Annotated in this window: 20 protein-coding genes; 10 read left to right on the top strand and 10 right to left on the bottom strand. The window is 74.1% G+C overall.

Features of this window, described 5'->3' with window-relative positions; translation table 11 throughout:
* Positions 1-247: 247 nt before the first annotated feature.
* Complete coding sequence (locus Q5694_RS14010) at positions 248-1,756, top strand: hypothetical protein (protein WP_333933191.1); 1,509 nt, start codon at positions 248-250, stop codon at positions 1,754-1,756.
* Between the two features lie 3 nt (positions 1,757-1,759).
* On the opposite strand, the gene Q5694_RS14005 is transcribed toward Q5694_RS14010, so the two are convergent.
* From Q5694_RS14005 to Q5694_RS13985, 5 genes are all read right to left on the bottom strand, one after another.
* On the bottom strand, positions 1,760-3,916 hold the full coding sequence (locus Q5694_RS14005) for a xanthine dehydrogenase family protein molybdopterin-binding subunit (RefSeq protein WP_333933190.1): 2,157 nt from the start codon (positions 3,914-3,916) through the stop codon (positions 1,760-1,762).
* Positions 3,913-4,917, bottom strand: coding sequence for an FAD binding domain-containing protein (locus Q5694_RS14000; RefSeq protein ID WP_333933189.1), 1,005 nt, complete (start codon positions 4,915-4,917; stop codon positions 3,913-3,915). The genes Q5694_RS14005 and Q5694_RS14000 overlap by 4 nt, the downstream gene beginning before the upstream one ends.
* Complete coding sequence (locus tag Q5694_RS13995) at positions 4,914-5,444, bottom strand: (2Fe-2S)-binding protein (protein ID WP_333933188.1); 531 nt, start codon at positions 5,442-5,444, stop codon at positions 4,914-4,916. The genes Q5694_RS14000 and Q5694_RS13995 overlap by 4 nt, the downstream gene beginning before the upstream one ends.
* A gap of 92 nt (positions 5,445-5,536) precedes the next feature.
* Entirely contained in the window at positions 5,537-6,679 is a 1,143-nt protein-coding gene (locus tag Q5694_RS13990; RefSeq protein WP_333933187.1) for a hypothetical protein, read from the bottom strand.
* Between the two features lie 107 nt (positions 6,680-6,786).
* Positions 6,787-7,113 carry a hypothetical protein gene (locus Q5694_RS13985; RefSeq protein WP_333933186.1) on the bottom strand — a complete coding sequence of 109 codons (327 nt, stop codon included), beginning with the start codon at positions 7,111-7,113 and terminating at the stop codon, positions 6,787-6,789.
* A gap of 484 nt (positions 7,114-7,597) precedes the next feature.
* Between Q5694_RS13985 and Q5694_RS13980 the strand changes: the two genes are divergently transcribed.
* Complete coding sequence (locus Q5694_RS13980; protein WP_333933185.1) at positions 7,598-8,938, top strand: hemolysin family protein; 1,341 nt, start codon at positions 7,598-7,600, stop codon at positions 8,936-8,938.
* On the top strand, positions 8,935-9,957 hold the full coding sequence (locus tag Q5694_RS13975) for a hemolysin family protein (RefSeq protein WP_333933184.1): 1,023 nt from the start codon (positions 8,935-8,937) through the stop codon (positions 9,955-9,957). The genes Q5694_RS13980 and Q5694_RS13975 overlap by 4 nt, the downstream gene beginning before the upstream one ends.
* Before the next feature lie 53 nt (positions 9,958-10,010).
* On the opposite strand, the gene Q5694_RS13970 is transcribed toward Q5694_RS13975, so the two are convergent.
* On the bottom strand, positions 10,011-10,265 hold the full coding sequence (locus Q5694_RS13970) for an EF-hand domain-containing protein (protein WP_333933183.1): 255 nt from the start codon (positions 10,263-10,265) through the stop codon (positions 10,011-10,013).
* A 213-nt stretch (positions 10,266-10,478) separates the two neighbouring features.
* Between Q5694_RS13970 and Q5694_RS13965 the strand changes: the two genes are divergently transcribed.
* The 3 genes from Q5694_RS13965 (at position 10,479) to Q5694_RS13955 (ending at position 12,246) form a co-directional block, all read left to right on the top strand.
* The gene (locus tag Q5694_RS13965) at positions 10,479-11,126 is read left to right on the top strand and encodes a maltokinase N-terminal cap-like domain-containing protein (protein WP_333933182.1); all 648 of its coding nucleotides are present in this window, start codon (positions 10,479-10,481) and stop codon (positions 11,124-11,126) included.
* A gap of 60 nt (positions 11,127-11,186) precedes the next feature.
* A complete protein-coding gene (locus Q5694_RS13960) occupies positions 11,187-11,357 on the top strand; it encodes a hypothetical protein (RefSeq protein WP_333933181.1) in 171 nt (56 codons plus the stop codon).
* A gap of 181 nt (positions 11,358-11,538) precedes the next feature.
* Positions 11,539-12,246: a GNAT family N-acetyltransferase gene (locus tag Q5694_RS13955; protein WP_333933180.1), complete on the top strand. Its 708-nt coding sequence runs from the start codon at positions 11,539-11,541 to the stop codon at positions 12,244-12,246.
* A gap of 95 nt (positions 12,247-12,341) precedes the next feature.
* Here Q5694_RS13955 and Q5694_RS13950 read toward each other — a convergent pair whose 3' ends face one another.
* Positions 12,342-12,998, bottom strand: coding sequence for a class I SAM-dependent methyltransferase (locus tag Q5694_RS13950; protein WP_333933179.1), 657 nt, complete (start codon positions 12,996-12,998; stop codon positions 12,342-12,344).
* Between the two features lie 339 nt (positions 12,999-13,337).
* Here Q5694_RS13950 and Q5694_RS13945 point away from each other — a divergent pair, with 339 nt between their 5' ends.
* From Q5694_RS13945 to Q5694_RS13935, 3 genes are all read left to right on the top strand, one after another.
* Positions 13,338-17,609: a HAMP domain-containing protein gene (locus Q5694_RS13945; RefSeq protein WP_333933178.1), complete on the top strand. Its 4,272-nt coding sequence runs from the start codon at positions 13,338-13,340 to the stop codon at positions 17,607-17,609.
* A 103-nt stretch (positions 17,610-17,712) separates the two neighbouring features.
* The gene (locus Q5694_RS13940) at positions 17,713-20,364 is read left to right on the top strand and encodes a SpoIIE family protein phosphatase (protein ID WP_333933307.1); all 2,652 of its coding nucleotides are present in this window, start codon (positions 17,713-17,715) and stop codon (positions 20,362-20,364) included.
* A 271-nt stretch (positions 20,365-20,635) separates the two neighbouring features.
* Positions 20,636-22,354 carry a SpoIIE family protein phosphatase gene (locus tag Q5694_RS13935; RefSeq protein WP_333933306.1) on the top strand — a complete coding sequence of 573 codons (1,719 nt, stop codon included), beginning with the start codon at positions 20,636-20,638 and terminating at the stop codon, positions 22,352-22,354.
* Positions 22,355-22,389: 35 nt separating this feature from the next.
* On the opposite strand, the gene Q5694_RS13930 is transcribed toward Q5694_RS13935, so the two are convergent.
* Together Q5694_RS13930 and Q5694_RS13925 are read right to left on the bottom strand one after the other, a co-directional pair.
* A complete protein-coding gene (locus tag Q5694_RS13930; protein WP_333933177.1) occupies positions 22,390-23,049 on the bottom strand; it encodes a LysE family translocator in 660 nt (219 codons plus the stop codon).
* A 48-nt stretch (positions 23,050-23,097) separates the two neighbouring features.
* The gene (locus Q5694_RS13925) at positions 23,098-23,892 is read right to left on the bottom strand and encodes a ribonuclease BN (protein WP_333933304.1); all 795 of its coding nucleotides are present in this window, start codon (positions 23,890-23,892) and stop codon (positions 23,098-23,100) included.
* A gap of 276 nt (positions 23,893-24,168) precedes the next feature.
* Between Q5694_RS13925 and Q5694_RS13920 the strand changes: the two genes are divergently transcribed.
* On the top strand, positions 24,169-24,783 hold the full coding sequence (locus tag Q5694_RS13920) for a dihydrofolate reductase family protein (protein WP_333933176.1): 615 nt from the start codon (positions 24,169-24,171) through the stop codon (positions 24,781-24,783).
* Positions 24,784-24,807: 24 nt separating this feature from the next.
* On the opposite strand, the gene Q5694_RS13915 is transcribed toward Q5694_RS13920, so the two are convergent.
* On the bottom strand, positions 24,808-25,332 hold the full coding sequence (locus Q5694_RS13915) for an ATP-binding protein (RefSeq protein ID WP_333933175.1): 525 nt from the start codon (positions 25,330-25,332) through the stop codon (positions 24,808-24,810).
* Between the last annotated feature and the right edge of the window lie 126 nt (positions 25,333-25,458).

Raw genomic sequence — 25,458 nt, 5'->3', positions numbered from 1 at the left:
ATCCCGGTGGCCCACCCGAGTGGCACCGCGTGACACGGGCGCCTAGTAATGGTCCACGTAACGTCGCTCGTCACACGACGGGGGGCGCAGGAGCGGCCGCACTCTTCCCATGGAGGCGAGTATGACCACCTGCTCTTCATCACCCCGCTCGAACGAACCTGCCATACCCAGCGAGCCGAACGGGGTTGCCCAGCCGTCCGCCGAGACCACTGCCGCCACCGGCGCGTACCGGGTTCAGCAGACGAGCGTGCAGCCCGCTCCCGGCCCTTACGGGTCGTACGGCCCGCCCCCGGCCGGCTACCCGGCCCCGCCGGCCGTGACCCCGGGTTTCCACCCGGCCTCGCCCGCGCAGCCGGCACTCGCCGCACAGGTCCCGCCGGGTGCCGCCCCGCCGGGCGTGGCCCCGACCGACCGGCCGGATCCCCCGCCCGAGCCCCCCGCGCCCCCCGGCCAGGACTGGTTCGACCCGGCGGAGGCACCTCCGGCCCCACCCGGCCGGGACCGGGCCGACCACGCGCAGCCCGGGCCCGCCGCCCCCGCCCCCGCCCCCGACGGGACGGTCCGCGCGGACCCGGAGCACCGGTCCCCGGCCGTGCCGGACCGGCCGTCCGCCGAGCCCGGCCCGCCGGCCGCCGGCCCCGACGGGGCGGCGCAGCATCCGGCCCCGGGCGCCGTGGAGACCGGCGAGCCGCGCCCCAGGCCGTTCGTCATCCGCTCCCTCGACGACAACCCGGTCGAGCTGCGGCCCGGCACCGGCCCGGCCGGGGGCGCCCCCTACGGGGACGCGGTCAGCGACCTCGTGCACGCGGCCGTGGCCGACCGGCCGCTGGAGGAGGTCGTCGACCTCATCACCTCCCTGGAGGAGTCGCCCGACCACACGCAGGCCAAGGTCGACGCGCTGCGCACGGCCGGTGTGACCCGGCCCGTGGAGGACGTCTCCCGGCTCATCGCCCTGCTGACGAAGCCGCCGCGCGAGGCCGACTGCGCGGACGAGGCCATCCGGGCCGCCGCCGCCCACCGTCCGGTGGAGGAGGTCACCCGGCTGGTCACCCTGCTGCACAAGGAGCCGCAGGAGTCCCATGTCCGCGAGGAGGCCCTGCGGGCCGCAGCCACCGGCCGGTCCGTCGGCGAACTGGTCGAGCTCATCGACCGGCTGGGCCTCGAACGGCTCGACCGCGAGGGCCGCAGGCCGGCCGAGCAGGCCCGCACGGGCGGCGAACCGGCCCCCGCCAAGCCCGCGAAGGCGGGCCGCCGTGCGGCGCGCGCCCAGGTGTCCCAGGCGCTGCCCCGGACGCCCGAGAGGCCGCGCGAGGAGCATGCGGCGGACCGGCTGGGCCGGTATGTGTCCTGGTCGGGCTGGCTCGCCGCCCTGTCCCTGGCCGCGTGCGCCGTCGTCCACTTCCCGCTGGACCGCGGGGACGCGTCGCTGCGGATGCACGCGTTCGCGCTCGGCCTGTCGGTGCTGTGCACGGTGCTCGCGCTGCTGCTGGCTCTGCGCCCGGTGGCGCTGGTGCTGGCCGGGGCGGTGCTGGTGCCCACGGTGCTGGCCGGGGCCCAGGCGTACGGCAGTTCCTTCCCGTCCGCGTCGCTGTCCCGGGCCGTGGACCTCGCCCTCGCCCCGCCGTGGCTCGCCGCCGCGGTCGCGGTCTGCGCGGCGCTGCTGTCCCTCGTCGCCCTGGTCTTCCGCGTGCTGGCGCCCATCGCCGCCCGGCAGTGGACGGCCGCGCCGGCCGAGGCGGGCACCGCCGCGGAGTAGGCCCTACGGCGTCCGCACGGGACCGGATCCGCTCACCGCGGACCCGGTCCCGCCCGCGTCCGGCGTACGAGGGCCGAGCAGACCGGCCAGTACCCGGTCCGGCGTGAGGGGGAGTTCACGGAAGCGGACGCCGGTGGCGTGGTGCACCGCGTTGCCGATCGCCGCCGCCGTCCCGACGATGCCGATCTCACCGATCCCCTTGCTGCCCATGGGGTTGAGACGGGAGTCCTCCTCGTCGAGCCAGTGCGCCTCGACCGAGGCCACGTCGGCGTGCACGGGCACGTGGTACGACGCCAGGTCCGACTCGGCGAAGTCGCCGAACTCCGCGTCCATCGTGCTGCCCTCGGTCAGCGCCATGCCCAGGCCCATCGTCATGCCGCCGACGAACTGGGAGCGCGCGGTACGGGCGTTGAGGATGCGTCCGGCCGCGTACACCCCGAGCAGCCGGCGGGTCCTGACCTCTCCGGTGACGGTGTCGACGGCGACCTCCGCGAAGTGCGCCCCGAAGGCGTGCCGCGCCCGGTCGCACTCGGCGTCCGCGACCCCCCGTGTGTCCGCCCGGAATCCGAGCCCCCGCGCGGGCAGCGGTCCGGTGTGCTCCGCCAGCCGCCGTACCAGACCCGCGCAGGCCTCGTGCACCGCCCAGCCCCAGGAAGCGGTGCCGGACGACCCGCCGGCCAGCGGGGCCGACGGCAGGTCCGTGGAGCCGATGTCGATGCGCACCCGCTCCAGCGGCACCCCGAGGGCGTCGGCGGCCACCTGGGCGAGCACGGTGCGGGCGCCCGTGCCGATGTCGGTGGCGTTGATGCGCACCTCGAACCCACCGTCGGGCAGGGCCCGTACGGCCGCGGTGGAGGGTGCCGCCATGACCGGGTAGGTCGCCGCCGCGACGCCCGTCCCCAGCAGCAGCGGTCCGTCCCGCCGGACACCCGGCCGGGGATCACGCCCGGCCCAGCCGAAGCGCCGGGCCCCCTCGCGCAGGCACTCGACCAGGTGCCGGCTGCTGAACGGCCTGCCACTGTCGGGCTCGGCGTCCGGCTCGTTGCGCACGCGCAGCTCGACCGGGTCCATGCCGAGGGCGCCGGCGAGTTCGTCCATGGCGGACTCCAGCGCGTACATGCCCGGCGCCTCGCCCGGTGCCCGCATCCACGACGGGGACGGCACGTCCAGCGCCGCGACCCGGTGCAGCGTGCGCAGGTGGGCAGCGGCGTACATCACCCGCGCGGGGACGGCCGCCTGCTCGACGAACTCCTTGATGCGGGAGGTGTGGGTCGTCACCTCGTGACTGAGGGAGGCCAGCCGCCCGTCCCCACCGGCACCGAGCCGCAGCCGGTGCAGGGTGGGGGCGCGGTGCCCGACGACGGCCGGCAGGTACCGGCGCGGCAGGGCCAGCGTCACCGGCCGCCCGGTGTGCCGGGCCGCCATCGCCGCGAGCACCACGTCCGGCCGCGGGGTGCCCTTCGACCCGAAACCGCCGCCGACGTGCTCGGCGGTGACGGTGATGCGCCCCTCGGGGAGGTCGAACAGCTCGGCGAGCGCCGCCCGCACGGCGTTGGTGCCCTGGCTGGAGGTGTGCACGACGAGCCGGCCGTCCTCCCAGCGGGCGGTGCTGGTGTGCGGCTCCATGGGGTGGTTGTGCAGCGGCGGCACCCGGTAGGCGACGTCGACCGTGACGGGGGCGGAGGCGAACGCCGCATCGGGGTCGCCCTGCTCGCGCACGGCGGGGTTGCCGGCGTTGGCCTTCTCCGGCACGTACACACCCGGGTGCGTCTCGCTCAGGACGACGTCGTGGGGCTCGACGGCGTAGTCGACGCGGACGGCGGCGGCACCGGACCGGGCCGCCTCCAGCGTCTCGGCCACCACCAGGGCCACGAACCAGCCGCGGTGCGGCACGTGCGGACTCTGCAGCACGGCGAGCGTGGGGTCGTCCGGGTCCGCGATCCGCGGGGCGTTCTCGTGGCTGAGGACGGCCAGCACTCCCGGCACGGCCAGGGCGGCCTGCGTGCCGACGCCCGTGACCCGGCCGCGCGCGACGGCCGCCGGCACCGGCCAGGCCTGGGCCCGGCCCGGAAAGTGGAACTCGGCGGCGTAGCGGGCGGTGCCGCCCACCTTCTCGTACCCCTCCCGGCGTTCGGCGGGAGCACCCAGGGGGCCGGTCATGAGGTCCTCCTCGCGCGCGCCGCGTCCGCCACCCGGGACAGCACGTCCACGGCGAGGTTCCGGGCCAGCGGCACCTTGTAGGCGTTGTCGCGCAGTGGCTGCGCGGCGGACAGTTCCAGGTCGACCGCGTGCTCGAACGCGGCGGCGGTCGGAGCGGCCCCGACGAGTGCCTCCTCCGCCCGCCGCGCCCGCCAGGGCCGGTGCGCCAGGGCGCCGAAGGCGAGGCCCGCCCGGGCGACCACGCCGTCCTCCACCTGCAGCACGGCCGCGACGGACGCGAGGGCGAAGGCGTAGGAGGCCCGGTCGCGGGCCTTGCGGTAGGCCGAGGCGGGCCCGGCCGTGGCGGCGGGCAGCACCACGCCGGTGATCAGTTCGCCCGGGCGGATCTCGGTGTCCTGCTCGGGCCGGTCCCCGGGCAGCCGGTGGAAGTCCGCCGCCGCGACGCTCCGGGCACCCTCGGGACCGTGCAGTTCGACCCGCCCGTCGAGGGCGGACAGGGCCACCGCCATGTCCGAGGGGTGGGTGGCGATGCAGTGCTCCGAGTGCCCGAGCACGGCGTGATCGCGGTGGACACCCTCCCGCGCGCCGCAGCCGCTGCCGGGCTCGCGCTTGTTGCACGGCTTGGACAGGTCCTGGAAGTACGGGCAGCGGGTGCGCTGCAGGAGGTTGCCGCCGGTGGTCGCGGCGTTGCGCAGCTGGCCGGAGGCGCCGGCGAGCACCGCCTGCGACAGGGCCGGGTACCGGTCGCGCACGAGGGGGTGGGCCGAAAGGTCGCTGTTGCGGACCGTGGCCCCGATCCGCAGCGCACCGTCCGGCAGTTCCTCCACCGTGTCCAGGGGCAGCCGGGTGACGTCGACGAGCGCGGTGGGCGTCTCGACGCCGAGCTTCATCAGGTCGACGAGGTTGGTGCCGCCGCCCAGGTAACGGGCGCCGGTGTGGGAGGCGTACGCGGCCGTCGCCTCCTCGACGCTCCCGGCGCGGACGTAGGCGAACTCCTTCACGGGATCACGGCCTCGACGGCCTCGGCGATCCGCGGGTACGCGCCGCACCGGCACAGATTGCCGCTCAGCCGCTCCCGGATCTCCTCCCGGTCCAGTTCCACCGGCCCGCCCGAAGGAGCCGCCGGGTCGGTGACGTGCGAGGGGTGCCCGGCCGCCGCCTCGGCGAGCATCCCGACCGCGGAGCAGAGCTGTCCCGGGGTGCAGTAGCCGCACTGGAAGGCGTCGCGTTCCACGAAGGCCCGCTGAAGGGGGTGCGGTTCCTCGCCGTCGGCGCGGAGCCCCTCGACGGTGGTGACCTCGCAGCCGTCCAGGGCGACCGCGAACAGCAGACAGCTGTTGACGCGCCGCCCGTCGACCAGGACCGTGCAGGCGCCGCACTGGCCGTGGTCACAGCCCTTCTTCGCACCGGTGAGGCCGAGGTCCTCCCGCAGGAGGTCCAGCAGGACCCGCCGGTGGTCGACGGTGAGGGTGTGGGGTTTGCCGTTGACGCGGAGCGTGGTCTGCGAGTGGTGCCGCTGATTGCCCATGTCGTGGAGGACCTTCCCGGGGGCGGGCCGTACTGCCGTACGCACCACGTATCCACCAGGACGCGGCTGACACGCGCGCCCCGGGAAGGACCTCAGGACCGGGACGTCACCGGCTGCGCTTCCTCGCCACCTCGGGGTCCGGGGGCCGGGCGCCTGGGCTTGAAACGCTCCAGCGTCCGCGTGAGCTGCTGCAGCGGGGACGCCACCGGTTCCCGCGACGGCTCCGGGCGCGGGGCGGGGACCTCGCCGGCCTCCTGGTAGGCCGCGAGGGCCTCGTGGGCGCGCTCGGCCGCCTCGCGGTACAGGTCACGCGACCGGGTCATGGCTTCCAGGGCCTCGGCGTACATGGCCACCAGGCCGCGCTGGCGCTCCAGCTCCTCGTGGACCGTCAGCAGGTGCCAGTCCTCCCGCAGCGCGGTGAGGGCCGGGCCGGCGTCGTCCGGGAGGGGCGCCGGCAGCGCGGCGAACCGCCTCACCGCGTCGACCAGGTCGGCCGGCTCGGAGCCGTCGAGGTACACGGCCCGCACGGAGAACGCCTCCGCCTCGTAGCCCTCCGGGGCCGGGCTGCCGGGCAGCACCACGGCGCCGCCGCGCGGCACCTGCACACCGAGGTCGCGCAGGGCCCAGTTCAGGCCCCGGTGCTGCTGGGGTGCCGCGCGGTGCTCCACGACGCGGTGGCGCAGGCCCGGCGGAAGCCACCGGGCCAGCGGCACCCGGCCGTGCTCGCCGGTCGTCATCGCCTCGTGCACGACCACGTGGATGTGCCACCCGCCGCGCACGGCGTTCCGCAGCAGCCGGCGGGTCTCCTTGTCGTCCTCGGGCAGTGGGTTGAGCCTCCCCGTGAACAGGCGCACGGCGGCGTCGCGGTCCCAGGCGGTCTCGGGCTCCTGCGGCCAGAACAGGCCCGTGGGGGAGGGCCACGCGTGGTCCCAGGGCTGCTCCGCCTCGGCGATCAGCATCCACTCCTGGCCCGGACCGTCGTCCGGGGCGGCCCGCACGCTCATCCGGGCGCGCACGGTCACGTCGCCACCGACGCGCCAGCGGGCCTCGAAGACCCGCTCGGCCGGTGCCGCCGGGTCTTCGGGCAGCTCGAGGAAGTCGTCGATCGCCCCGCTGTCCTTGCGCTGCTGCAGCGAACGGCGGAGCACGGCCGGCGCGTCGCCCGGGGTGTGCCGGCCGCGTGCCGGCCACACCGTGGCGGGTGTCGGGAAACGGGCGGGGGAGGAGGTCGGCATGAGTCCATCTGGGAACGGGGGCACGTGCGCCTGCCAGTATCGTCGCCGCGGACCGGCCGGAGCCACCCGGGGTCGCACCGGGTCGCGCACCCCGTTGACGTACGTGTCTACGAGCCTTCACCTTCCCGGTCCGGGCGTGGTTCGCGCCCCGAAACGACGTCGGTCACGCCGGACTCCTCGGCGGTGTCCTCACCGCCCGGGCGCGGTGCACCACGGCCGCCCGCCTGGCCGCCGCCGGTGGTGCCGTAGCCGCCCGGCACGCCGGGGACGCTGTCCGCGTCGGCCTCCTCGCGGCTGATGTGGCGGGTGGCGCGCACGCCCGCGCGCCGCTCCGGGTGGGGGTAGCTGAAGGGGCGGGCCGCGGCGCGCTCCTCCTCCGCCTGCTCCACCTCACGGATCCGGTCATTGCGTTCTGGAGTGTTTTCCTCGGTCATGCCGGACCGCGTACCCGTGCTGAGCTGTGCCATGTGAGTCCGGGGGCGGCGCGATGCGGTGGCGGGGCGTGCTCCGGGACGGGGCCCGAGCGCACGGGACGTGCGCACCGGCGCTCGGGGCGTGTGCTTTGGGCCCGGGGTGTGCGCCCTGCGCCAGGAGTGTGCGCGGCGCGTGCACACCGGACGATCTCACGCGTGGCCGTCCGCCCGCAGGGGTCCTCACAATGGTCCGCACGGGCAGGGCCCGCCCGCCATCCGCATCGGGGCGGGTCCTGCCCGCCGGCCGTCGATCGCGGCCCGCCCCGTGAGGTGCTTTGCCGCTCCTTTACAGTGGGTGTAGAAGCAGGCAATCTGCTGTCACCCCTGTGTTCGTAGGCGTTTCGAGAAGGAGCGACGATCTCCCGATGGGTGATCCTCCCAGTGGCGACCGTGCCGGTACCCGCCGTCCGCGATCCGCGGCCCCGCAGGGAACGGGGGTGGCACGGTGACCGAGATCCTGCTGCTCCTGCTCGCCCTCCTGCTGACCCTGGCCTGCGCGGTCTTCGTCGCGGCCGAGTTCTCCCTGACCACGGTCGAGCGCGGTGAGCTCGAACGCGCCGCGGACGCGGGAGAGCGGGGGGCCGACGGCGCGCTGAAGGCCGTACGGCATCTGACGCTCCAGCTGTCCGGGGCACAACTCGGCATCACCGTCACCTCGTTGGTCATCGGCATGCTCGCCGAACCGTCCCTCGCCGCGCTGCTGCGCGGACCGCTGGCCGCGGCGGGCCTGGGCGGCGCCGCCCCGACGGCGGCGACCGTGCTGGGTGTGGCGCTGTCCACCGTGGTGCTGATGGTGGTCGGCGAACTGGTGCCGAAGAACTGGGCGATCTCACGGCCGCTGGCCGTCGCGAAGGTCGTCGCGGGACCGCAGCGCCTGTTCACCGCTGCCTTCGGTCCCTTCATCGGCCATCTGAACGGCACCGCGAACCGCTTCGTCCGCCGCTTCGGCCTGGAACCGGCGGACGAACTGGCCTCCGCCCGCACCCCCGAGGAACTGGGCGCCCTGGCCCGGCGCTCCGCGGCCGAGGGCGCCCTGGAGGCGGACTCCGCCGAACTCTTCGTGCGCACCCTGCACCTGAGCGAGCTGACCGCGCAGAACGTGATGACCCCGAGGGTCGACGTCAAGGCGCTCGAAGTGCACGCCACCGCCGCCGACGCGGCCAACCTCAGCCACGCCACCGGCCTGTCCCGCTTCCCGGTTCACCGCGACGGCCTCGACGAGGTGGTCGGCACCGTCCACATCCGCGACGTGCTCGCGCTGGACCCGCAACGGCGGGCGGTCACCCCGGTCACCGAACTGGCCACGCCCCCGCTGCTCGTGCCGGACAGCCTGCCGGCCGACCGCCTGCTGGAACGCCTGCGCGCCAGGCGCACCATGGCCGTCGTCGTCGACGAGTACGGCGGCACGGCCGGAGTGGCGACCGTCGAGGACATCGTCGAGGAGGTCGTCGGCGAGGTCCGTGACGAGCACGACCCGGTCGAGACGCCCGACCTGGTGCCCGGCCCGCCGACCGGGGACGGCCGCGCCGTGTGGGAGGCGGGCGGCGGTGTCCGCATCGACCGGCTCACCGCCATCGGGCTCACCGCCCCCGACGGGCCGTACGAGACCGTCGCCGGACTGGTCGCCACACGACTCGCGCGCATCCCCGCCGAGGGCGACGTCCTGGAACTCGACGGCTGGGCGGTGCAGGTGCTGGAGGTCGAGCACCACCGCGCCGACCGGATCCGGATCACCGCGCCACCCGCGGCCGCCCTGCCCGCCCAGCTCACGGGGGAGTCCCGGTGACCGTCCTGCAACTCGCCCTCGGCGTGCTGACCCTGCTCACCAACGCGTTCTTCGTCGGTGCCGAGTTCGCCCTGGTCTCCGTGCGCCGCAGCCAGATCGAGCCGCACGCCGGGAGGGGCGACAAGCGCGCGCGGATGACGCTGTGGGCGCTGGAGCACCTCTCCCAGATGATGGCGACGGCCCAACTCGGCATCACCGTCTCCTCGCTGGTCCTCGGAGCCGTCGCCGAACCGGCCATCGCGCACCTGCTGGAACCCGGCTTCGAGGCCGCCCGGGTCCCGGACGGACTCGTCCACCCGATCGCGTTCCTCATCGCGCTCACGATCGCCACGTACCTGCACATGCTGATCGGCGAGATGGTCCCGAAGAACGTCGCGCTGGCCGCGCCGGTGCCCACCGCCCTGCTGCTGGCCCCGCCGCTGGTGGCCCTGACCCGGGCACTGCGGCCGTTCGTCTTCGGCATCAACGCCTTCGCGAACGGGCTGCTGCGACTGCTGCGCGTCGAGCCCAAGGACGAGGTCGAGTCGGTGTTCACCGACGACCAGCTCGCCCGCATGGTGGTGGACTCCAGCGAGGCCGGGCTGCTCAGCCCGGCCGACGGCGAGCGGCTGCGCGACGCGCTGGAGCTCGGCACCCGCCCGGTCGGCGAGATCCTCGTCCCCGCCCAGCGGATGCGCACGGTGGACCACACGGTCACGCCCGCCTCCCTGGAGCGGATCGCGGCCGAGGCCGGGTACTCGCGCTTCCCCGTCACCGGCCCCGGGGAAGCCCTGCTGGGCTACCTGCACATCAAGGACACCCTGGGGGTCACCGACCGGGACCGGCCCTTCCCGCGCTCCGCGCTGCACAAGGTCACCCGCGTCCGCATCGACACGCCCCTGGACGACACGCTCACCGCGCTGCGCGCCGAGGGGAGCCACCTCGCGGCCGTCCTCGGCCAGAGCGGCAAGGTGATCGGCTTCGTCACGATGGAGGACGTCCTGACCGAACTGGTCGGCCCGGCCCCGGCCCCGGCCTGAGCGCCCAGGGTGCGCGCCCCGTCCCGGCCGCCGGCCGGGACGGGGCGGGGCTGTCAGCTCCAGCCGAAGCGGCGGTCCACGACCGCCGTGAACTCCTCGACGGTCAGCACCGCGTCGCCGTTCTGGTCCGCCGTGTCGAACAGCGCCGACGAGGCGTCGGCGTCCTGCACGCCCCAGAACGGCAGCACGCCCGAAGCCGCGAGCGAGGGTCCCCTCGTGCGCAGCGCGACGATCACCTCTTCCCGGGTGAGCATCCCGTCCTGGTCGAGATCCAGTGCCTCGAACAGTGCGCGGCCCTTCTCGCTCATCCTCGTCCCCGTCGTGTGTCCGGCGGGCGGCCGGTCCGTCCCGCTCTGCAGGAAGGACGTGCGGCGCGTGGCCGGGGTTGCGCCGGTCCTCCGGGAAAGTCCCGGCCGGTCCGGCTCCCGCCGCGGACCGCGGCCGGAACGCCGTCCCCCGGGCACCCTCGGGATGCGAAGGTGTCAGGGCACGCAGTGGCGCCACCGGAAGGACCTCGCACCATGGCCGTCATCCACCGGACCGACCTCAAGCCGTCCAAACTCGAGCTGCTGACCTCCTGGCTGCCGTCCCGCCCCTGGTACCGGGGCGGGACGGGCACACCACGGCTGTCCAAGGCCGGCGGCTTCCGGCTGGACGACCCCCGGGGCGAGGTGGGCATCGAGTTCCTGGTGGTCACCGACACCTCGGGCCCCGACCCGACGACGTACCTCGTGCCCCTCACCTACCGCGGCGCTCCTCTCGACGGCGCCGGGCACGCCCTCGTCGGCACCATGGACCACGGTGTGCTCGGACCGCGCTGGGCCTACGACGGCTGCCACGACCCGGTGCTGCTGGACCGGCTGGCGGCCCTGATCGAGGGCCGGGCGCAGGCCCAGGACCAGAACACCAGTGACACCCCCGACCACGAGGTCGGTGTCTCCTTCACGTCCTTCACGGGCGAGGGCCCACTTCCCACCGATCTCACGGCGGCCGACGACCAGGAGGGCACCGCCCTCGCCTCGCCCCGGGGCACGGTCCTGCGCCTGCACCGCGTCCTGCGGCCGGAGGACGACTCGGCGCCGGCGGGGCGCGGGGGGAGCGGCCGTGTCACCGCGGTGTGGCGGAGCCCCGAGGGGGACCGGGTCCGCGGAGTGATCGCCACGCTCTGAACTCGCCCGGGGCCCCCGGCGCGGCTTCGGCCGCACGGCGCCGCCCTGTTCACCCGCGCCGTGGCCGGCGGTTCGGCCCGGGCGGGCCTCGACCCGACGGTCTCCGCTGGGGAGACGGCCGCCTTCCTCGAAGGCGCCCACCTGCTGCGGCTGCTCGACCCGGAGCGGGCCGACCTGGCAGCCGTGCACCGCGGCTGCTTCGAGGGGCTGTCCGCGCGGCTGCGTCCGTGACCGCCACAGCGCGGCCCTGACGCCGAGCGCCCGCGGAGGCGACCCCTCGCGCCCGGGGCCCGCCCGGCCCGCCGTGCCGTCCCTCGCCGCCGCTCACTACGATGAGTCCCCGGCAGCCACCGACACCGTGCCGGCCCACCGGTCGGCCCGGTCACGAGCAGGGCAGGAGAGACGCAGCGCGATGACGGGTCCCGTGGACACGGCCGTACTCGACGATCCCGTGGCCGCCTCGCTCGGCGGTCGGCACGCGCGTCTCGCTCGCCGGCTCGGCGGTGCCGTCACCTACCTGCCGGACGTCGCGACGTTCTCCGCGGTGTCCGCCGGGCCGGACGGCGCCGCCTGGGACGACCTCGCCGAACTGCTGGGCGGCGGTGCGTTCGCCGACATGTTCAGCTGCCCGATCCTGCCCCCGCCGGACTGGCCCGAGGTCTTCGTCCTCGAAGGCCGCCAGATGATCTGGACGGGCGACGACGACCCGGGCGCCCTCGTCCCCGAGCCCGACCCCGCCGTCGTCGAGCTGGGCCCGCAGCACGTGCCCGGCATGCTCGCCCTCGTCGAGCGGACCCGCCCGGGACCCTTCCGGGCCCGCACCCGCGAACTCGGCACCTACCTCGGCATGTACGACGCGGGCGCCCTGGTGGCGATGGCGGGCGAACGGCTCCGGCCCCCCGGCTGGACGGAGATCAGCGCGGTCTGCACGGCACCAGAGGCACGAGGACGCGGCTGCGCGGCCCGCCTGATCCGCGCCCTCGTCACGCGGATCGTGGCCCGCGGCGAACGCCCCTTCCTGCACGTGGCCGAGGCCAACACCGGCGCGATCGCCCTCTACGAGCGGCTCGGTTTCACCACCCGCAAGCAGGTGACGTTCCGCGGGTTCCGCACTCCCTGAGCCGTGGGACGAGGCGGTGCGGGTGAGACGTACGACGGTCCCGGTCCCCGCGGCCGCCGTGACGCGGCGGCGCGGCCGAGGCCCCGGCACCGGCGTCAGTCCGCCGGGACGGCGGCCGGGAGCCTGCGGCAGTGCAGGAAAAGATGCGGCTCCGGCTGCGCCTCCGGGTGGTCGGGAGTGAACAGGAGCTCCTCCCTGTCCAGCACCTCGAGGCCGGCCTCCTCCGCCACTGCGGTGAAGTCCCCGGCGCCGAAGCTGCTCACCCGCACGGGGTGCCCCATGAAGACGCCCTCGACGTCCTCCAGGTCGATGGGCACGGTGGCCAGGACCAGATGGCCCGACGGGGTCAGTGCCCGCACCAGCCGCCGCACCACCCCGGCCTGTTCCGCGCGGGACATCTGGAGCAGCGAGAAGTACACGCAGACCGCGTCGAACGAACCGTCGGCGAGCGGCACGTCACGGATGTCGGCGCACCGGAAGGACGCAGCCGGCACCTGGCGGGCCGCCAGCTCGACCATCACGGGGGAGACGTCGACGCCGAGCACCTCGTGCCCGGCCGCGGCCAGCGTCTGCGCGGTCGGCCTGCCCGTCCCGCTGCCCACGTCCAGTACGCGGCTGCCCGGCGCGAGCCGCCGCAGCAGCCACTCCAGAGAGCGCCGGTGCGCCGGTGACCCGGCGAACGCCTTCTCGTAGGCGGTGCCCAGCGCGTCGAAGACGGCCCCGGGCCGCGGGCGCCCCTGCTGATCGGTCACGACGGTCCTCCGGGTGGGTCGATGCCGGTGCCGGGCATCGTTCCACCGGAGCCGAGCCGCGGACAAGAGCGCCCGTCCCGGCCGCCGGGCGGCCGGGACGGCCGGGGCGGTCCGCTGCCCGGCCGCCGATCACGGCGGCAGTGGCGCGGTCCGGCCGCTCATGATCGCCGCCCGCGCTTTGTTCAGGCCCTGAAACGTGGGTTAACCTGCGGCGTATTTCCACATCACACACATGTACGTGACCGTGGGATGGAGCACGACAGCCGGGCCGTCGGTTCGGCACGGGGTTGTTCCGAGTCCTCGGCTGTGAGGGCTCTGGGGAGCGGAACGAGGGTGCGCATGACCAGCGACAGCACTGGGACCGTCGACGCGGTGCCGGGAGACCAGGAGCTGCGCCGGCTCCTGGCCGGGCTGACGGCCGTCCGGGACGGCGACTTCGGCACCCGGCTGCCGGACGACGCCGACGGCCTCATGGGCGACATCGCCACGGTCTTCAACGGCATGGTCGACCAGCTGTCCGTGTTCACGTCCGAGGTGACCCGTGTCGCCCGCGAGGTCGGCACCGAGGGGACGCTCGGCGGGCAGGCCGAGGTGCCGGGCGTCTCGGGCACCTGGGCCGACCTGACCGACTCGGTCAACGCCATGGCGGGCAACCTCACCACCCAGGTGCGTGACATCGCCCAGGTGGCCACGGCGGTGGCCAAGGGCGACCTCTCCCAGAAGATCGACGTGCCGGCCCGGGGCGAGATCCTCCAGCTGAAGGAGACCGTCAACACGATGGTCGACCAGCTGTCGGCGTTCGCGGACGAGGTCACGCGGGTGGCCCGCGAGGTCGGCAGCGAAGGACGTCTCGGCGGCCAGGCGCAGGTGCCCGGCGTGGCCGGTGTCTGGCGCGACCTGACCGACTCCGTGAACCACATGGCGGGCAACCTCACCAGCCAGGTCCGCTCCATCGCCCAGGTCACCACGGCGGTGGCCGAGGGCGACCTCTCCCAGAAGATCACCGTGGACGCGCGCGGGGAGATCCTGGAGCTGAAGAGCACCATCAACACGATGGTCGACCAGCTGTCGGCGTTCGCGGACGAGGTGACCCGGGTGGCCCGCGAGGTGGGCACCGAGGGCCGGCTCGGCGGCCAGGCGGACGTCAAGGGCGTCAAGGGAACCTGGCGCGACCTCACCGACTCGGTGAACTTCATGGCGGGGAACCTCACCGGCCAGGTCCGCAACATCGCGCTCGTCGCGACCGCCGTCGCCAAGGGCGACCTCTCGCAGAAGATCACCGTGGACGCGCGCGGGGAGATCCTGGAGCTGAAGAGCACCATCAACACGATGGTCGACCAGCTGTCGGCGTTCGCGGACGAGGTGACCCGGGTGGCCCGCGAGGTCGGCACCGAGGGCCGGCTCGGCGGCCAGGCCCAGGTGCGCGGCGTCTCCGGGACGTGGAAGGACCTCACCGACAACGTCAACGTGATGGCCTCCAACCTCACCGGTCAGGTCCGCTCCATCGCCCAGGTGGCCACCGCCGTGGCGCGCGGCGACCTGTCGCAGCGGATCACCGTCGAGGCCAAGGGCGAGGTGGCCGCGCTCGCCGAGGTCATCAACACGATGGTCGACACCCTGTCGGCGTTCGCCGACGAGGTGACCCGGGTGGCCCGCGAGGTCGGCACCGAGGGCCGCCTCGGCGGCCAGGCGCACGTGCCGAACGTCGCCGGCACCTGGAAGGACCTCACCGACAACGTCAACTCGATGGCCAACAACCTCACCGGCCAGGTGCGCAACATCGCGCTGGTGACGACCGCCGTGGCCAAGGGCGACCTGTCGAAGAAGATCGACGTCGACGCGCGCGGCGAGATCCTCGAACTCAAGACGACCATCAACACGATGGTCGACCAGCTCTCCGCGTTCGCCGACGAGGTGACCCGGGTGGCCCGCGAGGTCGGCACCGAGGGCCGGCTCGGCGGCCAGGCCGAGGTCGAAGGCGTCTCCGGCACCTGGAAGCGCCTCACGGAGAACGTGAACGAACTGGCGGGCAACCTGACCCGCCAGGTACGGGCCATCGCCGAGGTCACCAGCGCGGTCGCCGAGGGCGACCTCACCCGGTCGATCAACGTGGAGGCCTCCGGCGAGGTCGCCGAGCTCAAGGACAACATCAACTCCATGGTGGAGTCCCTGCGCGAGACAACCCGGGCCAACCAGGAGCAGGACTGGCTCAAGACGAACCTCGCCCGGATCTCCGGGCTGATGCAGGGCCACCGCGACCTGCCCGTGGTCGCCGAGCTGATCATGGACGAGCTGGTCCCGCTGGTGTCGGCCCAGTACGGCGCCTTCTACCTCGCCGAGGACGGCGAGGACGGTCCGGAGCTGCGGCTCGTCGGCTCCTACGGGTACCCGGAGGACACCACCCGGCCCACGCGGATCGCCTTCGGCCGCACCCTCGTCGGCCAGGCCGCGCGCAGCCGGCGCACCATCGCCGTGGACGAGCTGCCGCCGGACTACGTCACCATCTCCTCGGGGCTCGGCGAGGTCGTGCCGACCGCCCTGGTACTGCTGCCCATCGTGGTCGAGGGTCAGGTCCTCGGCGTCATCGAACTGGCCTCCGTCACCCCCTTCACCCAGATCCACCGGGACTTCCTCACGCAGCTGATGGAGACCCTCGGCGTCAACCTCAACACGATCGTGGCCAACGCCCGCACCGACGAGCTGCTCGTCGAGTCGCAGCGCCTCACGGTCGAACTGCAGGCCCGCTCCACCGAGTTGCAGGTGCAGCAGGAGGAACTCCAGCGCTCCAACGCCGAACTGGAGGAGAAGGCCTCGCTGCTCGTGGCGCAGAACCGCGACATCGAGGCGAAGAACCTCCAGATCGAGCAGGCCCGGCAGGAACTGGAGACCCGCGCCCAGCAGTTGTCGCTGGCCTCCAAGTACAAGTCGGAGTTCCTGGCCAACATGAGCCACGAACTGCGCACCCCGCTCAACAGCCTGCTGATCCTGGCCCAGTTGCTCGCCCAGAACCCCTCGCGCAACCTCACGCCCAAGCAGGTCGAGTACGCGCAGATCATCCACTCAGCAGGTTCGGACCTGCTCCAGCTGATCAACGACATCCTCGACCTGTCGAAGGTCGAGGCCGGCAAGATGGACGTCACCCCCGAGCGGGTGGCCCTGCGCCAGCTCATCGAGTACGTCGAGGTCACCTTCCGGCCGATGACGACGCAGAAGAGCCTGGAGTTCACGGTGTCGACGGCCGCCGGCTCGCCCGCGGACCTCCTGACCGACGACTCCCGGCTGCGGCAGGTGCTGCGCAACCTCCTGTCCAACGCCGTGAAGTTCACCGAGCAGGGCTCCGTGGAACTGCGCATCGAACCGGCGGCGGACGACGAGGTGCCCGAGGGCGTGGTCCGGGGCGGCGCCGTGGTGGCCTTCCGGGTGAAGGACACCGGCATCGGCATCCCGGAGCAGAACCTGGAGACGATCTTCGGCGCGTTCCAGCAGGCGGACGGCACCACGAGCCGCAAGTACGGCGGCACCGGCCTCGGCCTGTCCATCACCCGGGAGATCGCCCAGCTTCTCGGGGGCGCCGTGACCGTGGACAGCACACCCGGGCAGGGCAGCACCTTCACGCTGTACCTGCCGGTGGCGCGGCCCGACTTCGAGGAACTGCTCCACCACGGCCGCACCCCGGAGCGGTCCTCCGCCGAGCCGTTGCCGCAGGGCTCGTCCCAGCCCGCGCCCGTGCCCCAGATCGGACCCGGACCGCGGCCCCGGCGACTGCTCGTGGTGGAGGAGCGGCCGCGCGGCCTGCTCACCCTCGTCGCCGAGAGCGTCGTCGCCGACCTGGCGCACGGACGGGCCGACAGCGGGCAGCGGCCCGCGGTCGACGTCATCACCGCCGTCGGCGCGCAGGAGGCCGCGGGGGCGCTCGCGGCCGACCCGTGCCACTGCGTCGTCCTGGAACTCGGCATGGGCGACGGCGAGGCGTCCCGGTTCCTCCAGGCCCTCGAAGGCGACTCGGCCCTGACGAGCGTGCCGGTGCTCGTGCACAGCAGCCACCCCGCGGACGTCGCACTGGACGAGGCGTTGCGCGCCCGTTCGGCCGGCGGGGCGCTGGAGCTGCTGTCCAGCCTCGACGAGCTGCGCGAGCGGATCGCCCTGCACCTGTCGGCCGAGGAACCCGGCGACGTGCTGTCGCTGGTCCGGCCCGAGGAGGCGCAGCCGCTGACGCCGCCGGTGGTGGACGACGCCTCGGCGGGGCGCACGGTCCTGGTCGTCGACGACGACGCGCGCAACCTCTTCGCCCTCAGCGGCATCCTGGAGCTGCACGGCTTCCGGGTGCTGCACGCGGAGAACGGACGCCGGGGCATCGAGACGCTGGTGAACAATCCGGACGTCGCCATCGTTCTGATGGACGTGATGATGCCGGAGATGGACGGATACACGGCGACCGCGGAGATCCGCAAGATGCCGCAGTACGCCGACCTGCCGATCATCGCCGTCACGGCGAAGGCGATGCCCGGCGACCGGGACAAGAGCATCGCCTCGGGTGCCAGCGACTACGTCACCAAACCCGTCGACACACGCGACCTGATCGCCTGCGTCCGCCGCTGGCTGCCCGTGTGAGCACCCGGCGCCCGACCCGCACACCGGCGGGCCGGGCGCCCCGCAGGGCCAGCCGTTCCGCGCCGCTGGGGCGCTGAAGCCGAGGAGCATCCACACCGTGAGCATGTCCGAGCAGCCGCGTGAACCCGACGGGGAAACCGGGGCGCAGCGCGACACCGCCGGGAGCCCGACGCCCTCGGTCCCCCCGGCGACGCCCGACGGGCCGCCGGCAGCCTCCCCCGGGTCCCCCGGGGCCGTGGGCGGACAGCGGACGACACCGGAAGGGCGACCGGACGCCCGGAGCGGGGACCCGGCGGACGCCGACACCTGGGACCCGGCGGACGCCGACACCTGGGACCCGGCGGACGCCGACGGGCTCGGATTCCTCGCGGAGGGGGATCTCGTCCTGCCCGACGGGCCGCCCGCCGATCTCGCGGGCGTCTCACCGGCCTCGCCGGTGGGCAGGCTGGCCGCCACCGTGGAACGGCTCAGCCGCGAGGTCCGGGCCGCGCAGGCCGAGGCCGAGGGCCGTGCCCTGATCGAGCTCGCCAAGGGCGTCCTGATCGAACGCCTCGGGTGCGGCCCGGCCCAGGCCGCCCGGCAGCTCGCCGAGCTGGCCGAGCAGGCGCAGCTCAGCCCCCTGGAACTGGCCGTCGACGTCATCAACCAGGCCGCGCGGGACCGGATGTCGGAGGTGACCGACGCGTTCCTCGCCGCCACCAAGGCCGCCGACGAGGCCGAGGCCGAGTCGGCCGCCGTACGCCTGCGCGCGGCCGAGAGCGGCGTGCTGGCCGCGGACGACGCCCAGGCCGTCGCCGACGCCCTGCTGGAGCAGGCGCTGCGCCCCCTCGGCGCGGCGGCCGTGGCCATATGGGCGACGGGCGCCGACGGCTCGCTGACCCTGGCGGGCAGCGCCGGCTTCTCACCGGCCGAGGCCACGCGCTGGCGCTACGTCCCGCCGGACGTGGTCACCGTGGCGCGGCGCGGCCTCATGGAGCGCGAGGGACAGTGGATCACAAGCCTCGGCCGCACCGGTCTGCCCAGCATCGGCCTGCACCACCATCCGGACGGCGGCCGGGTCGCCCTGCCCGCCGGCACCGCGGGACGCATCCACGGCGTGCTGGAGATCGCCTGGCCGGACCCGCTGGAGCCGCAGCCCCCGCAGATCGTCCGCCAGATCGAGGCGCTGGCCGAACTGTGCGCCCACACGCTGGAGATGTACACGCCGCTGCCCGCGGGAGCCACGGAACCGCGGGTCCTGCCGGACGCCGCCGAGCTGATGGACCTGGCCGACGGCCTGCACGACCCCGCCCTCGTGCTGGTGCCGCACCTGGACGCCGACGGCCACCTGGTGGACTTCCGCATCCAGCACGTGAACAACCGCTTCCTCGACCCGGCCGGCCGCCCCCGGGCCGTCGTCAGCGGCGCGCTGCTGCTGGAGGCGTACCCCATGGCCGTCGGCGAGAGCGAGCTGTTCCAGCGCGTCGAGCGCGTGTACGCCACCGGTGAGCCCTTCCGGGCCCGGCGGATGAACCTCACCGCCCTCGTCGACCAGGTGGCCCTGTCGGCCGTCGCCGACATCAGCATCAGCAGGCACGGCTCCTCCGTGCTGCTCATCTGGCGCATCGAGGACGAGACCGCGCGGCTGGCGAGCCTGCTGCAGAACGCCCAGCGCCTCGGCCGCATCGGCGGTTTCGAGGAGAACGTGCTGACGGGCGAGATCACCTGGAACGGGCAGCTGTTCGACCTCTACGGACGTCCCCACACCAGTACGCCCGTGCCGCTGGAGCAGCTGCCGGCCCACGCGCACCCGGACGACGGCGTCTCCATCCGCCGCTTCCTGCGCACGCTGCTGCACCACCGGCGGCCCGCGGCCGCGGCCTTCCGCCTGCAGCGCCCGGACGGGGTGACCCGCCACATCCGCATCGTCGCCGAGCCCGTGCTCGACACCGACGACCGGCTGCTCCTGGTCCGCGGCGCCTGCCAGGACATCTCCTCGCAGCACTGGACCGAGGTCGCGCTCGCCGCCACCCGGGACCAGCTCGCCCACACCGAGCAGCAGGCGACCGAACGCAACCGGCTGACCCTGCAGCTGCAGCACGCCATCATGCCCCCGACCCAGGTCCCGCTGCAGGTGTCCGGCCTCCAGGTGGCCGTCCGCTACCGGCCCGCGGAGACCGAGCAACTGGTCGGCGGCGACTGGTACGACACCGTCGTCCTGCCGTCCCGGCAGGTGCTGCTGTGCGTCGGGGACGTGGCCGGGCACGGCATCGAGGCGGCCACCAGCATGGTCGTCCTGCGCAACGCGCTGCGCGGCCTGGCGGTGACCGGCGCCGGACCGGCCCAGCTGCTGTCCTGGCTCAACATCGTCGCCCACCACCTGACCGGCGCCGTCACGGCGACGGCCGTGTGCGGACTGTACGACCCGGTCCACCGGACGCTGCGCTGGGCCAGGGCCGGACACCTGCCGCCCGTCCTCGTCCGGGAGACCGACGCGCAGCCCCTGCCCCTGGTCAAGGGCCTGCTGCTGGGCGCCGTCCCCGAGGCGACGTACGAGGAGACGGAGATCCAGCTGGCGCCCGAGGACACCCTGCTGATGTACACGGACGGCCTCATCGAACGCCGGGACCGGCCGGTGGAGGAGTCCCTGACCCAGCTGCTGACCACGGCCACGTCGGCCCCCAGCACGCTCGACCAGCAACTGGACCGCCTGCTGACCTACAGCAGGTCCGACACCGACGACGACACGTGCATCGTGGGCATCCGGGTCGGCTGAGCGGGTCCCGCCCCGGGCGGTTTCGCCCGCCGCCGGCCACCGCGGTGCCTCCGGGAGGCCGGCCCGGGCTCCCCGGTGCCCCACCCTCGGCCCTGGTACGCCGGCGGAGGTGCCGGCACCTGAGCGGACCCTGCGGCGCATGACTGAGATCATGGAAGTCCGCCCGCGCACGGCGTGGAAACGCCGTGCGCACGGGAATACGGGGTAGGCAAGCGAAGTGGACGAGCCGTCGGCCCGCGAGGACGTCGGCACGCAGAGCGAGGAGATCGCGATGGTGGGGCCCGAGGAGACGGCGACCGCTGGCAGACCACTCACGCCCGCCGCGTCCGCCGCGCTGGCCGGGACGCTGGAGGCCATCGGAGCCGGCGCCTACGTCGTGGACGAGCAGGGCTTCATCCTCGCGGTCAACGCCCGTGCCGAGCACCTTCTGGGCCGCAGCGCCGCGGAACTCCTCGGTCACGACGCACACGACCTGCTCCACCGCGGCCCCCACGGCCAGCCCCTGCCCAGGTCACAGTGCTCCATGCGCCAGGCGTTCCACGACAGCCGCACCGCCCAGGCCGAAGAGGACTGGTTCTCCCACTCCGACGGTTCGGTCCTGCGCATCTCCTGGCTGATCACCCCCTTCGCCCTCGGTGACGGCGACCTCGGCACCCTGGTGGTCTTCCACACCGCCGAGGACGCCCTGTCGGCCGAGCCGCTGCCGCGACCGGCGTCCCAGCCGCTGTCGGAGCTGCAGCGGCTGGCCCTGCTCGCCGAGACCACCACGCGTCTGACCTCCACGCTCGACGTCGACGAGGCCCTGCACCGGCTGGTGGCGCTCGTCGTCCCCCGGCTCGCCGACTGGGCGGTCGTCGACCTGATCACCGAGCGCGACGAGGTGTGGCGCGCCCTCGTGGTCCACGCCGAGGGCGACAAGCTCGTGCAGCGCGAGGAGCTTCAGGGGCCGATGCCGCCGATCCCGGAGGAGTCCCCGATGCCCCTGTCCAGAGCGCTGCGGGGCGTCTCCTCCACGCTGGCCGGCCCGCGGACCTACCAAGGGGCCCCGGACTCCGGCATCGCCGTCGAGCAGCGGCGCTTGTTCGACGCCACCGGAATGCACTCGGCGGCCATCGCGCCCATCCGCAGCACCCGCGCCGTCCTGGGCGCGCTGACCGTGGGGCGCGGCGACAATCCCGCGGACTTCACCCCCGAGGACCTGCCGCTGATCGAGGACATCGCGCGCCGGGCCGGGCTCGCCCTGGACAACGCCCGCCTGTACCAGCGGCAGCGCAAGGTCGCCGAGACCATGCAGAACCACCTCCTGCCCCAGATGCCCGGCGTCCCCGGCCTGGAGATGACCGTCCGCTACCTCCCCGCGCCCGAGTCCTCGCAGGTGGGCGGCGACTGGTACGACGCCTTCCCGCTGTCCGACGCGTCCACCGCCCTGGCCATCGGCGACGTCGTCGGGCACGACCTGGAGGCGGCGGCGGGCATGGCGCAGGTCCGCAACATGCTGCGGGCCTACGCCTGGTCGCAGACGGAACCCCCGAGCCGGATCGTGGAACGCCTCGACGGGGCGATCCAGCACATCACCGACGTCGCCATGGCCACCATGATCTTCGCCAGGATCGAACCGGCCGAGAACGGTCACTGGATGCTGTCCTGGACGAACGCCGGGCACCCTCCGCCGCTGCTGGTCAGCAGGGACGGTCTGACGAGCTACCTCACCGACGGTCACGGCATCCTCCTGGGCACCCAGGCGAACGTCTCGCGCCCGGACGCCAGCACCCTGCTGCCCCCCGGTTCCACCCTGGTGCTGTACACCGACGGCCTGATCGAGGAACCCCGCCAGAACCTCGACGAGGGATTGAACCGGCTGCGGCAGCACGCCGCCGCCCTCGCCCACCGCCCCCTCGCCTCCTTCACCGACCATCTGCTGCGGCGGGTCCGCCCGGTCGGCAACGACGACGACGTGGCGCTCCTCGCCCTGCGCGTGCCGAAGGCCTGAGACGCACGTCGCCGTCCGGCGGCGGGACGCTCCGCTCAGGCCGTGGCCGCGACCGAGACGCCGATGGCGATGAACAGCCAGCCGGTGGTCAGCTCCCAGCGGTGGCGGATCCCCGGCCGGGCGAGCAGGGTCCGCAGCCGGGCGGCGACCAGCACGAGGGCGAACCAGTACGCGACGCCGACGAGGACGTCCAGGAAGCCCAGGAAGAAGATCTGCCGGGCCACGGAGCCGCCCCCGTCGACGAACTGCGGGAGGACGCTGAGGAAGAACAGCGCCGCTTTGGGGTTCAGCACGTTGGTGAGGAACCCCTGGGTGAACCCGGACCGCCACCGCCCGCGGGCCGTGTCACCCGTACCGGCGACGCCGAAGGCGTCTGTGCGTCCGGGCCGCCCCTGCCGCCGCTCGCGGACCGCCCGGCGGGCGGCGAGGACCGCCCGTACCCCCAGGTACACCAGGTAGGCCGCGCCCAGCAGCTTGACGGCGTCGTAGACCAGGGGCGAGCGTGTGGCGACCACCGAGAGGCCGCCGGCGGCCGCCAGCATGTGCACGCACAGTCCGGTCTGCGCGCCCAGCGCCGCGGCCCTGCCCTTCGACGGGTCCTCGGCCGCCGACCGGACCACCACCAGGAAGTCCGGCCCGGGGACCACGTACGCCACCAGCACCACGCCGAGAAAGCCCACCAGATCGACCGTCATCCGTCGTCCTCCGCTCCAGGGAGCGGGCCGGGTACCCCGGCTCGCGTGTCACTCCCCGCCGTCCCGCTGCAACCCGTGGTGTTCGACGAGCCAGTGCCCGAGCAGAGCCCCGCCGTACACGACGAAGCCGACGCCGATGAGCCAGGACTCGACGACCAGGACCACACCGACCGCGCCGTAGCTGATCGCGTTGGTGACGATGAGCGGTGTGAAGACGAAGTAGGAGAACATGCGCAGGCCGACCAGGCCCGCCATGGTGGCGATCGCCCCGGGCAGCAGGTCGCTCCAGCGGACCACCCCGCCGAGCAGGAACCACTGGCCCCACCAGAAGAACAGCACTCCGGTCGCGGTGCTCAGCGCGATCCGTCCCGCTCCGGAGGTGAGGTCGCGGCTCTGCGCCTCCTGGTACAGGTAGGCGGTCATGGCGATCATCCACACCGCCTGGCGCCAGACGCGGTGCCAGCGGCCCGGCGGCAGCTCCCAGATCCGCTCGTAGCCGTTCTGGACGCTTCCGCCGAGCGCGATGCCGAAGACGGCGAGCGTGACACCGCCGAGCGCGCTGGTGGTGCCGATGACCTTCCGGGGCGGGCTGATGATGTCGGTCAGGATGCGTGCCGACCGCCCGGACAGTCCCATGCCGTCGGCGAGCCACGAGGCGAATCCGCCGCGGGCCAGGGGATCGGCGGCGGCCACCACGATCAGCAGCGGCGCCAGGGTGACCAGGGCCAGCGTGGCGAAGCCCATGGCCCGGTGCAGCAGTTCCAGGTCCCGGCCCTGCCGGACGAGGGTGTACGCGCCGAGCCGGCGCCACCCGGCCCGCAACGCGTGCCCGGCCCGGTCCAGGGCGTGCCGGCTCACACCCCGGCGACGGGGGTGAGCGGCAGGACGTCTGCCGTCGACGGTGTGGTGACGGTCATCCTCGGTCCGCCTCCCGGTGCGGTCGCTCGCCGTGCGCTCGCGAGATCGTTGACCGTTTCCGCCGTGGCGCAAACGCGACGAACGGGCGGTGCGCGACGAACGGGCGGTGCGCGACACACCGTGCGTGCGCCGGTCCGTGCGGGAGCAAGCTTTCCGCGGTGACGGCGATGAGTTCGGGTGGCGGATCGGGTCTGCCCCGGTATGACGCGCATCGTGGCCGACATCTCGGTCTCCCTCGACGGATTCGTCACCGGTCCGGATCCCGGCCCGGACAACGGTCTGGGAACCGGTGGGGAGGCTCTGCACACCTGGGCGTTCTCCGAGGACCCCGACGACCGCCGCGTCCTGCGCGAGGCGACCGCCCGGTCGGGGGCCGTCGTGCTCGGGCGCCGCCTCTTCGACGTGGTGGACGGGCCGCAGGGGTGGGACGACACCACCGGCTACGGGGCGGGCGAGGTGGGCAGGCCCGCCTTCGTCGTGGTGACGAGTACGCCGCCCCGGTCGGTGCGCCTCCGCGGCCTCGACTGGACGTTCGTCACCACCGGCCTGGCCGACGCCGTCGCGGCGGCCCGCGAGCGGGCGGAGGCGGCGTCGTCGGCCGCCGGCAGGGATCTCGACGTGGTCGTGATGGGCGGGGCGGCGACCGTGGGCTCCGCCGTGGACGCCGGACTGGTGGACGAACTGACCCTGCACCTCGCGCCCGTCGTGCTGGGCTCGGGGACCCCCCTGTTCACCGGGGGGACCCGGCGCATGCTGACGCGCCGGTCGGTCACGGCGACCCCGACGTCGACCCACCTGACGTACGACGTCGCTTGACGGCCCCGGGCCGCCGCCGCGGTGTCACGGCCGGTGCTGCGACCGGCCGGACAGGGACGTGGGCAGGACGGTCCGCAGGCCGGGGCCGGGGGCGTCGCCGCTCGGCGGGAACGGGATACGGGCGACGATCCGCTTGCCCCCTTCTCCGACCGACACGGCGACCGAGCTGCTGACGGCGTGGACCACGTGCATGCCGTGCCCCCCGAAGCGGCGCGCGTCCCGCTCCCGCACCACGGGCTCCTCGACGGAGCTGTCCCACACGGTGACGACCAGCTCGTCGTCGGAACACGACAAGGCCAAGCCGCACGGGCCGGGAGCGTGCCGGATGGCGTTGGTGACGAGCTCGCTGACGACCAGCTCGGCATCCAGGACGACTGGGCCCGGGACGGGGACGCGGCCGATGCGCGGGGCATGAGCGAGGAAGGCACGCAGGGCCCGGCGCGCGTCGACCGCGCAGGCTGTGCCTTCCGCCCACGCGGCACCGAAGTGCAGCGCGGAGCGCTCGTTACGTCCCTGCTCATCCGCCTGCTTCATAAGCGGGATGACCATGTGGGTTCTTTCGTTGTCGTTCACTGCTCGGGGTGACGCCTGCGCCGTACGCCTACCCGGACGCCGACAGCGCATACGGCGCCTGCTCGTGCCCACTGTCACACAGCGGCGGCCCGTGAGGGGGGC

The organism is Streptomyces sp. AHA2, assembly GCF_036857595.1.
Classification (GTDB): domain Bacteria; phylum Actinomycetota; class Actinomycetes; order Streptomycetales; family Streptomycetaceae; genus Streptomyces.
This window is presented reverse-complemented; position numbering and strand designations above follow the sequence as displayed.

What these genes read in the sequence shown, in the direction of transcription:
- Q5694_RS13970 (WP_333933183.1), bottom strand. Translation starts at nt 10,265, where the DNA reads ATGAGCGAGAAGGGCCGCGCACTGTTCGAGGCACTGGATCTCGACCAG.
- Q5694_RS13990 (WP_333933187.1), bottom strand. Translation starts at nt 6,679, where the DNA reads ATGCCGACCTCCTCCCCCGCCCGTTTCCCGACACCCGCCACGGTGTGG.
- Q5694_RS13930 (WP_333933177.1), bottom strand. Translation starts at nt 23,049, where the DNA reads ATGACGGTCGATCTGGTGGGCTTTCTCGGCGTGGTGCTGGTGGCGTAC.
- Q5694_RS14005 (WP_333933190.1), bottom strand. Translation starts at nt 3,916, where the DNA reads ATGACCGGCCCCCTGGGTGCTCCCGCCGAACGCCGGGAGGGGTACGAG.
- Q5694_RS13940 (WP_333933307.1), top strand. Translation starts at nt 17,713, where the DNA reads ATGTCCGAGCAGCCGCGTGAACCCGACGGGGAAACCGGGGCGCAGCGC.
- Q5694_RS13945 (WP_333933178.1), top strand. Translation starts at nt 13,338, where the DNA reads ATGACCAGCGACAGCACTGGGACCGTCGACGCGGTGCCGGGAGACCAG.
- Q5694_RS13915 (WP_333933175.1), bottom strand. Translation starts at nt 25,332, where the DNA reads ATGGTCATCCCGCTTATGAAGCAGGCGGATGAGCAGGGACGTAACGAG.
- Q5694_RS13935 (WP_333933306.1), top strand. Translation starts at nt 20,636, where the DNA reads ATGGTGGGGCCCGAGGAGACGGCGACCGCTGGCAGACCACTCACGCCC.
- Q5694_RS13995 (WP_333933188.1), bottom strand. Translation starts at nt 5,444, where the DNA reads ATGGGCAATCAGCGGCACCACTCGCAGACCACGCTCCGCGTCAACGGC.
- Q5694_RS13965 (WP_333933182.1), top strand. Translation starts at nt 10,479, where the DNA reads ATGGCCGTCATCCACCGGACCGACCTCAAGCCGTCCAAACTCGAGCTG.
- Q5694_RS13920 (WP_333933176.1), top strand. Translation starts at nt 24,169, where the DNA reads ATGACGCGCATCGTGGCCGACATCTCGGTCTCCCTCGACGGATTCGTC.
- Q5694_RS13955 (WP_333933180.1), top strand. Translation starts at nt 11,539, where the DNA reads ATGACGGGTCCCGTGGACACGGCCGTACTCGACGATCCCGTGGCCGCC.
- Q5694_RS13985 (WP_333933186.1), bottom strand. Translation starts at nt 7,113, where the DNA reads ATGACCGAGGAAAACACTCCAGAACGCAATGACCGGATCCGTGAGGTG.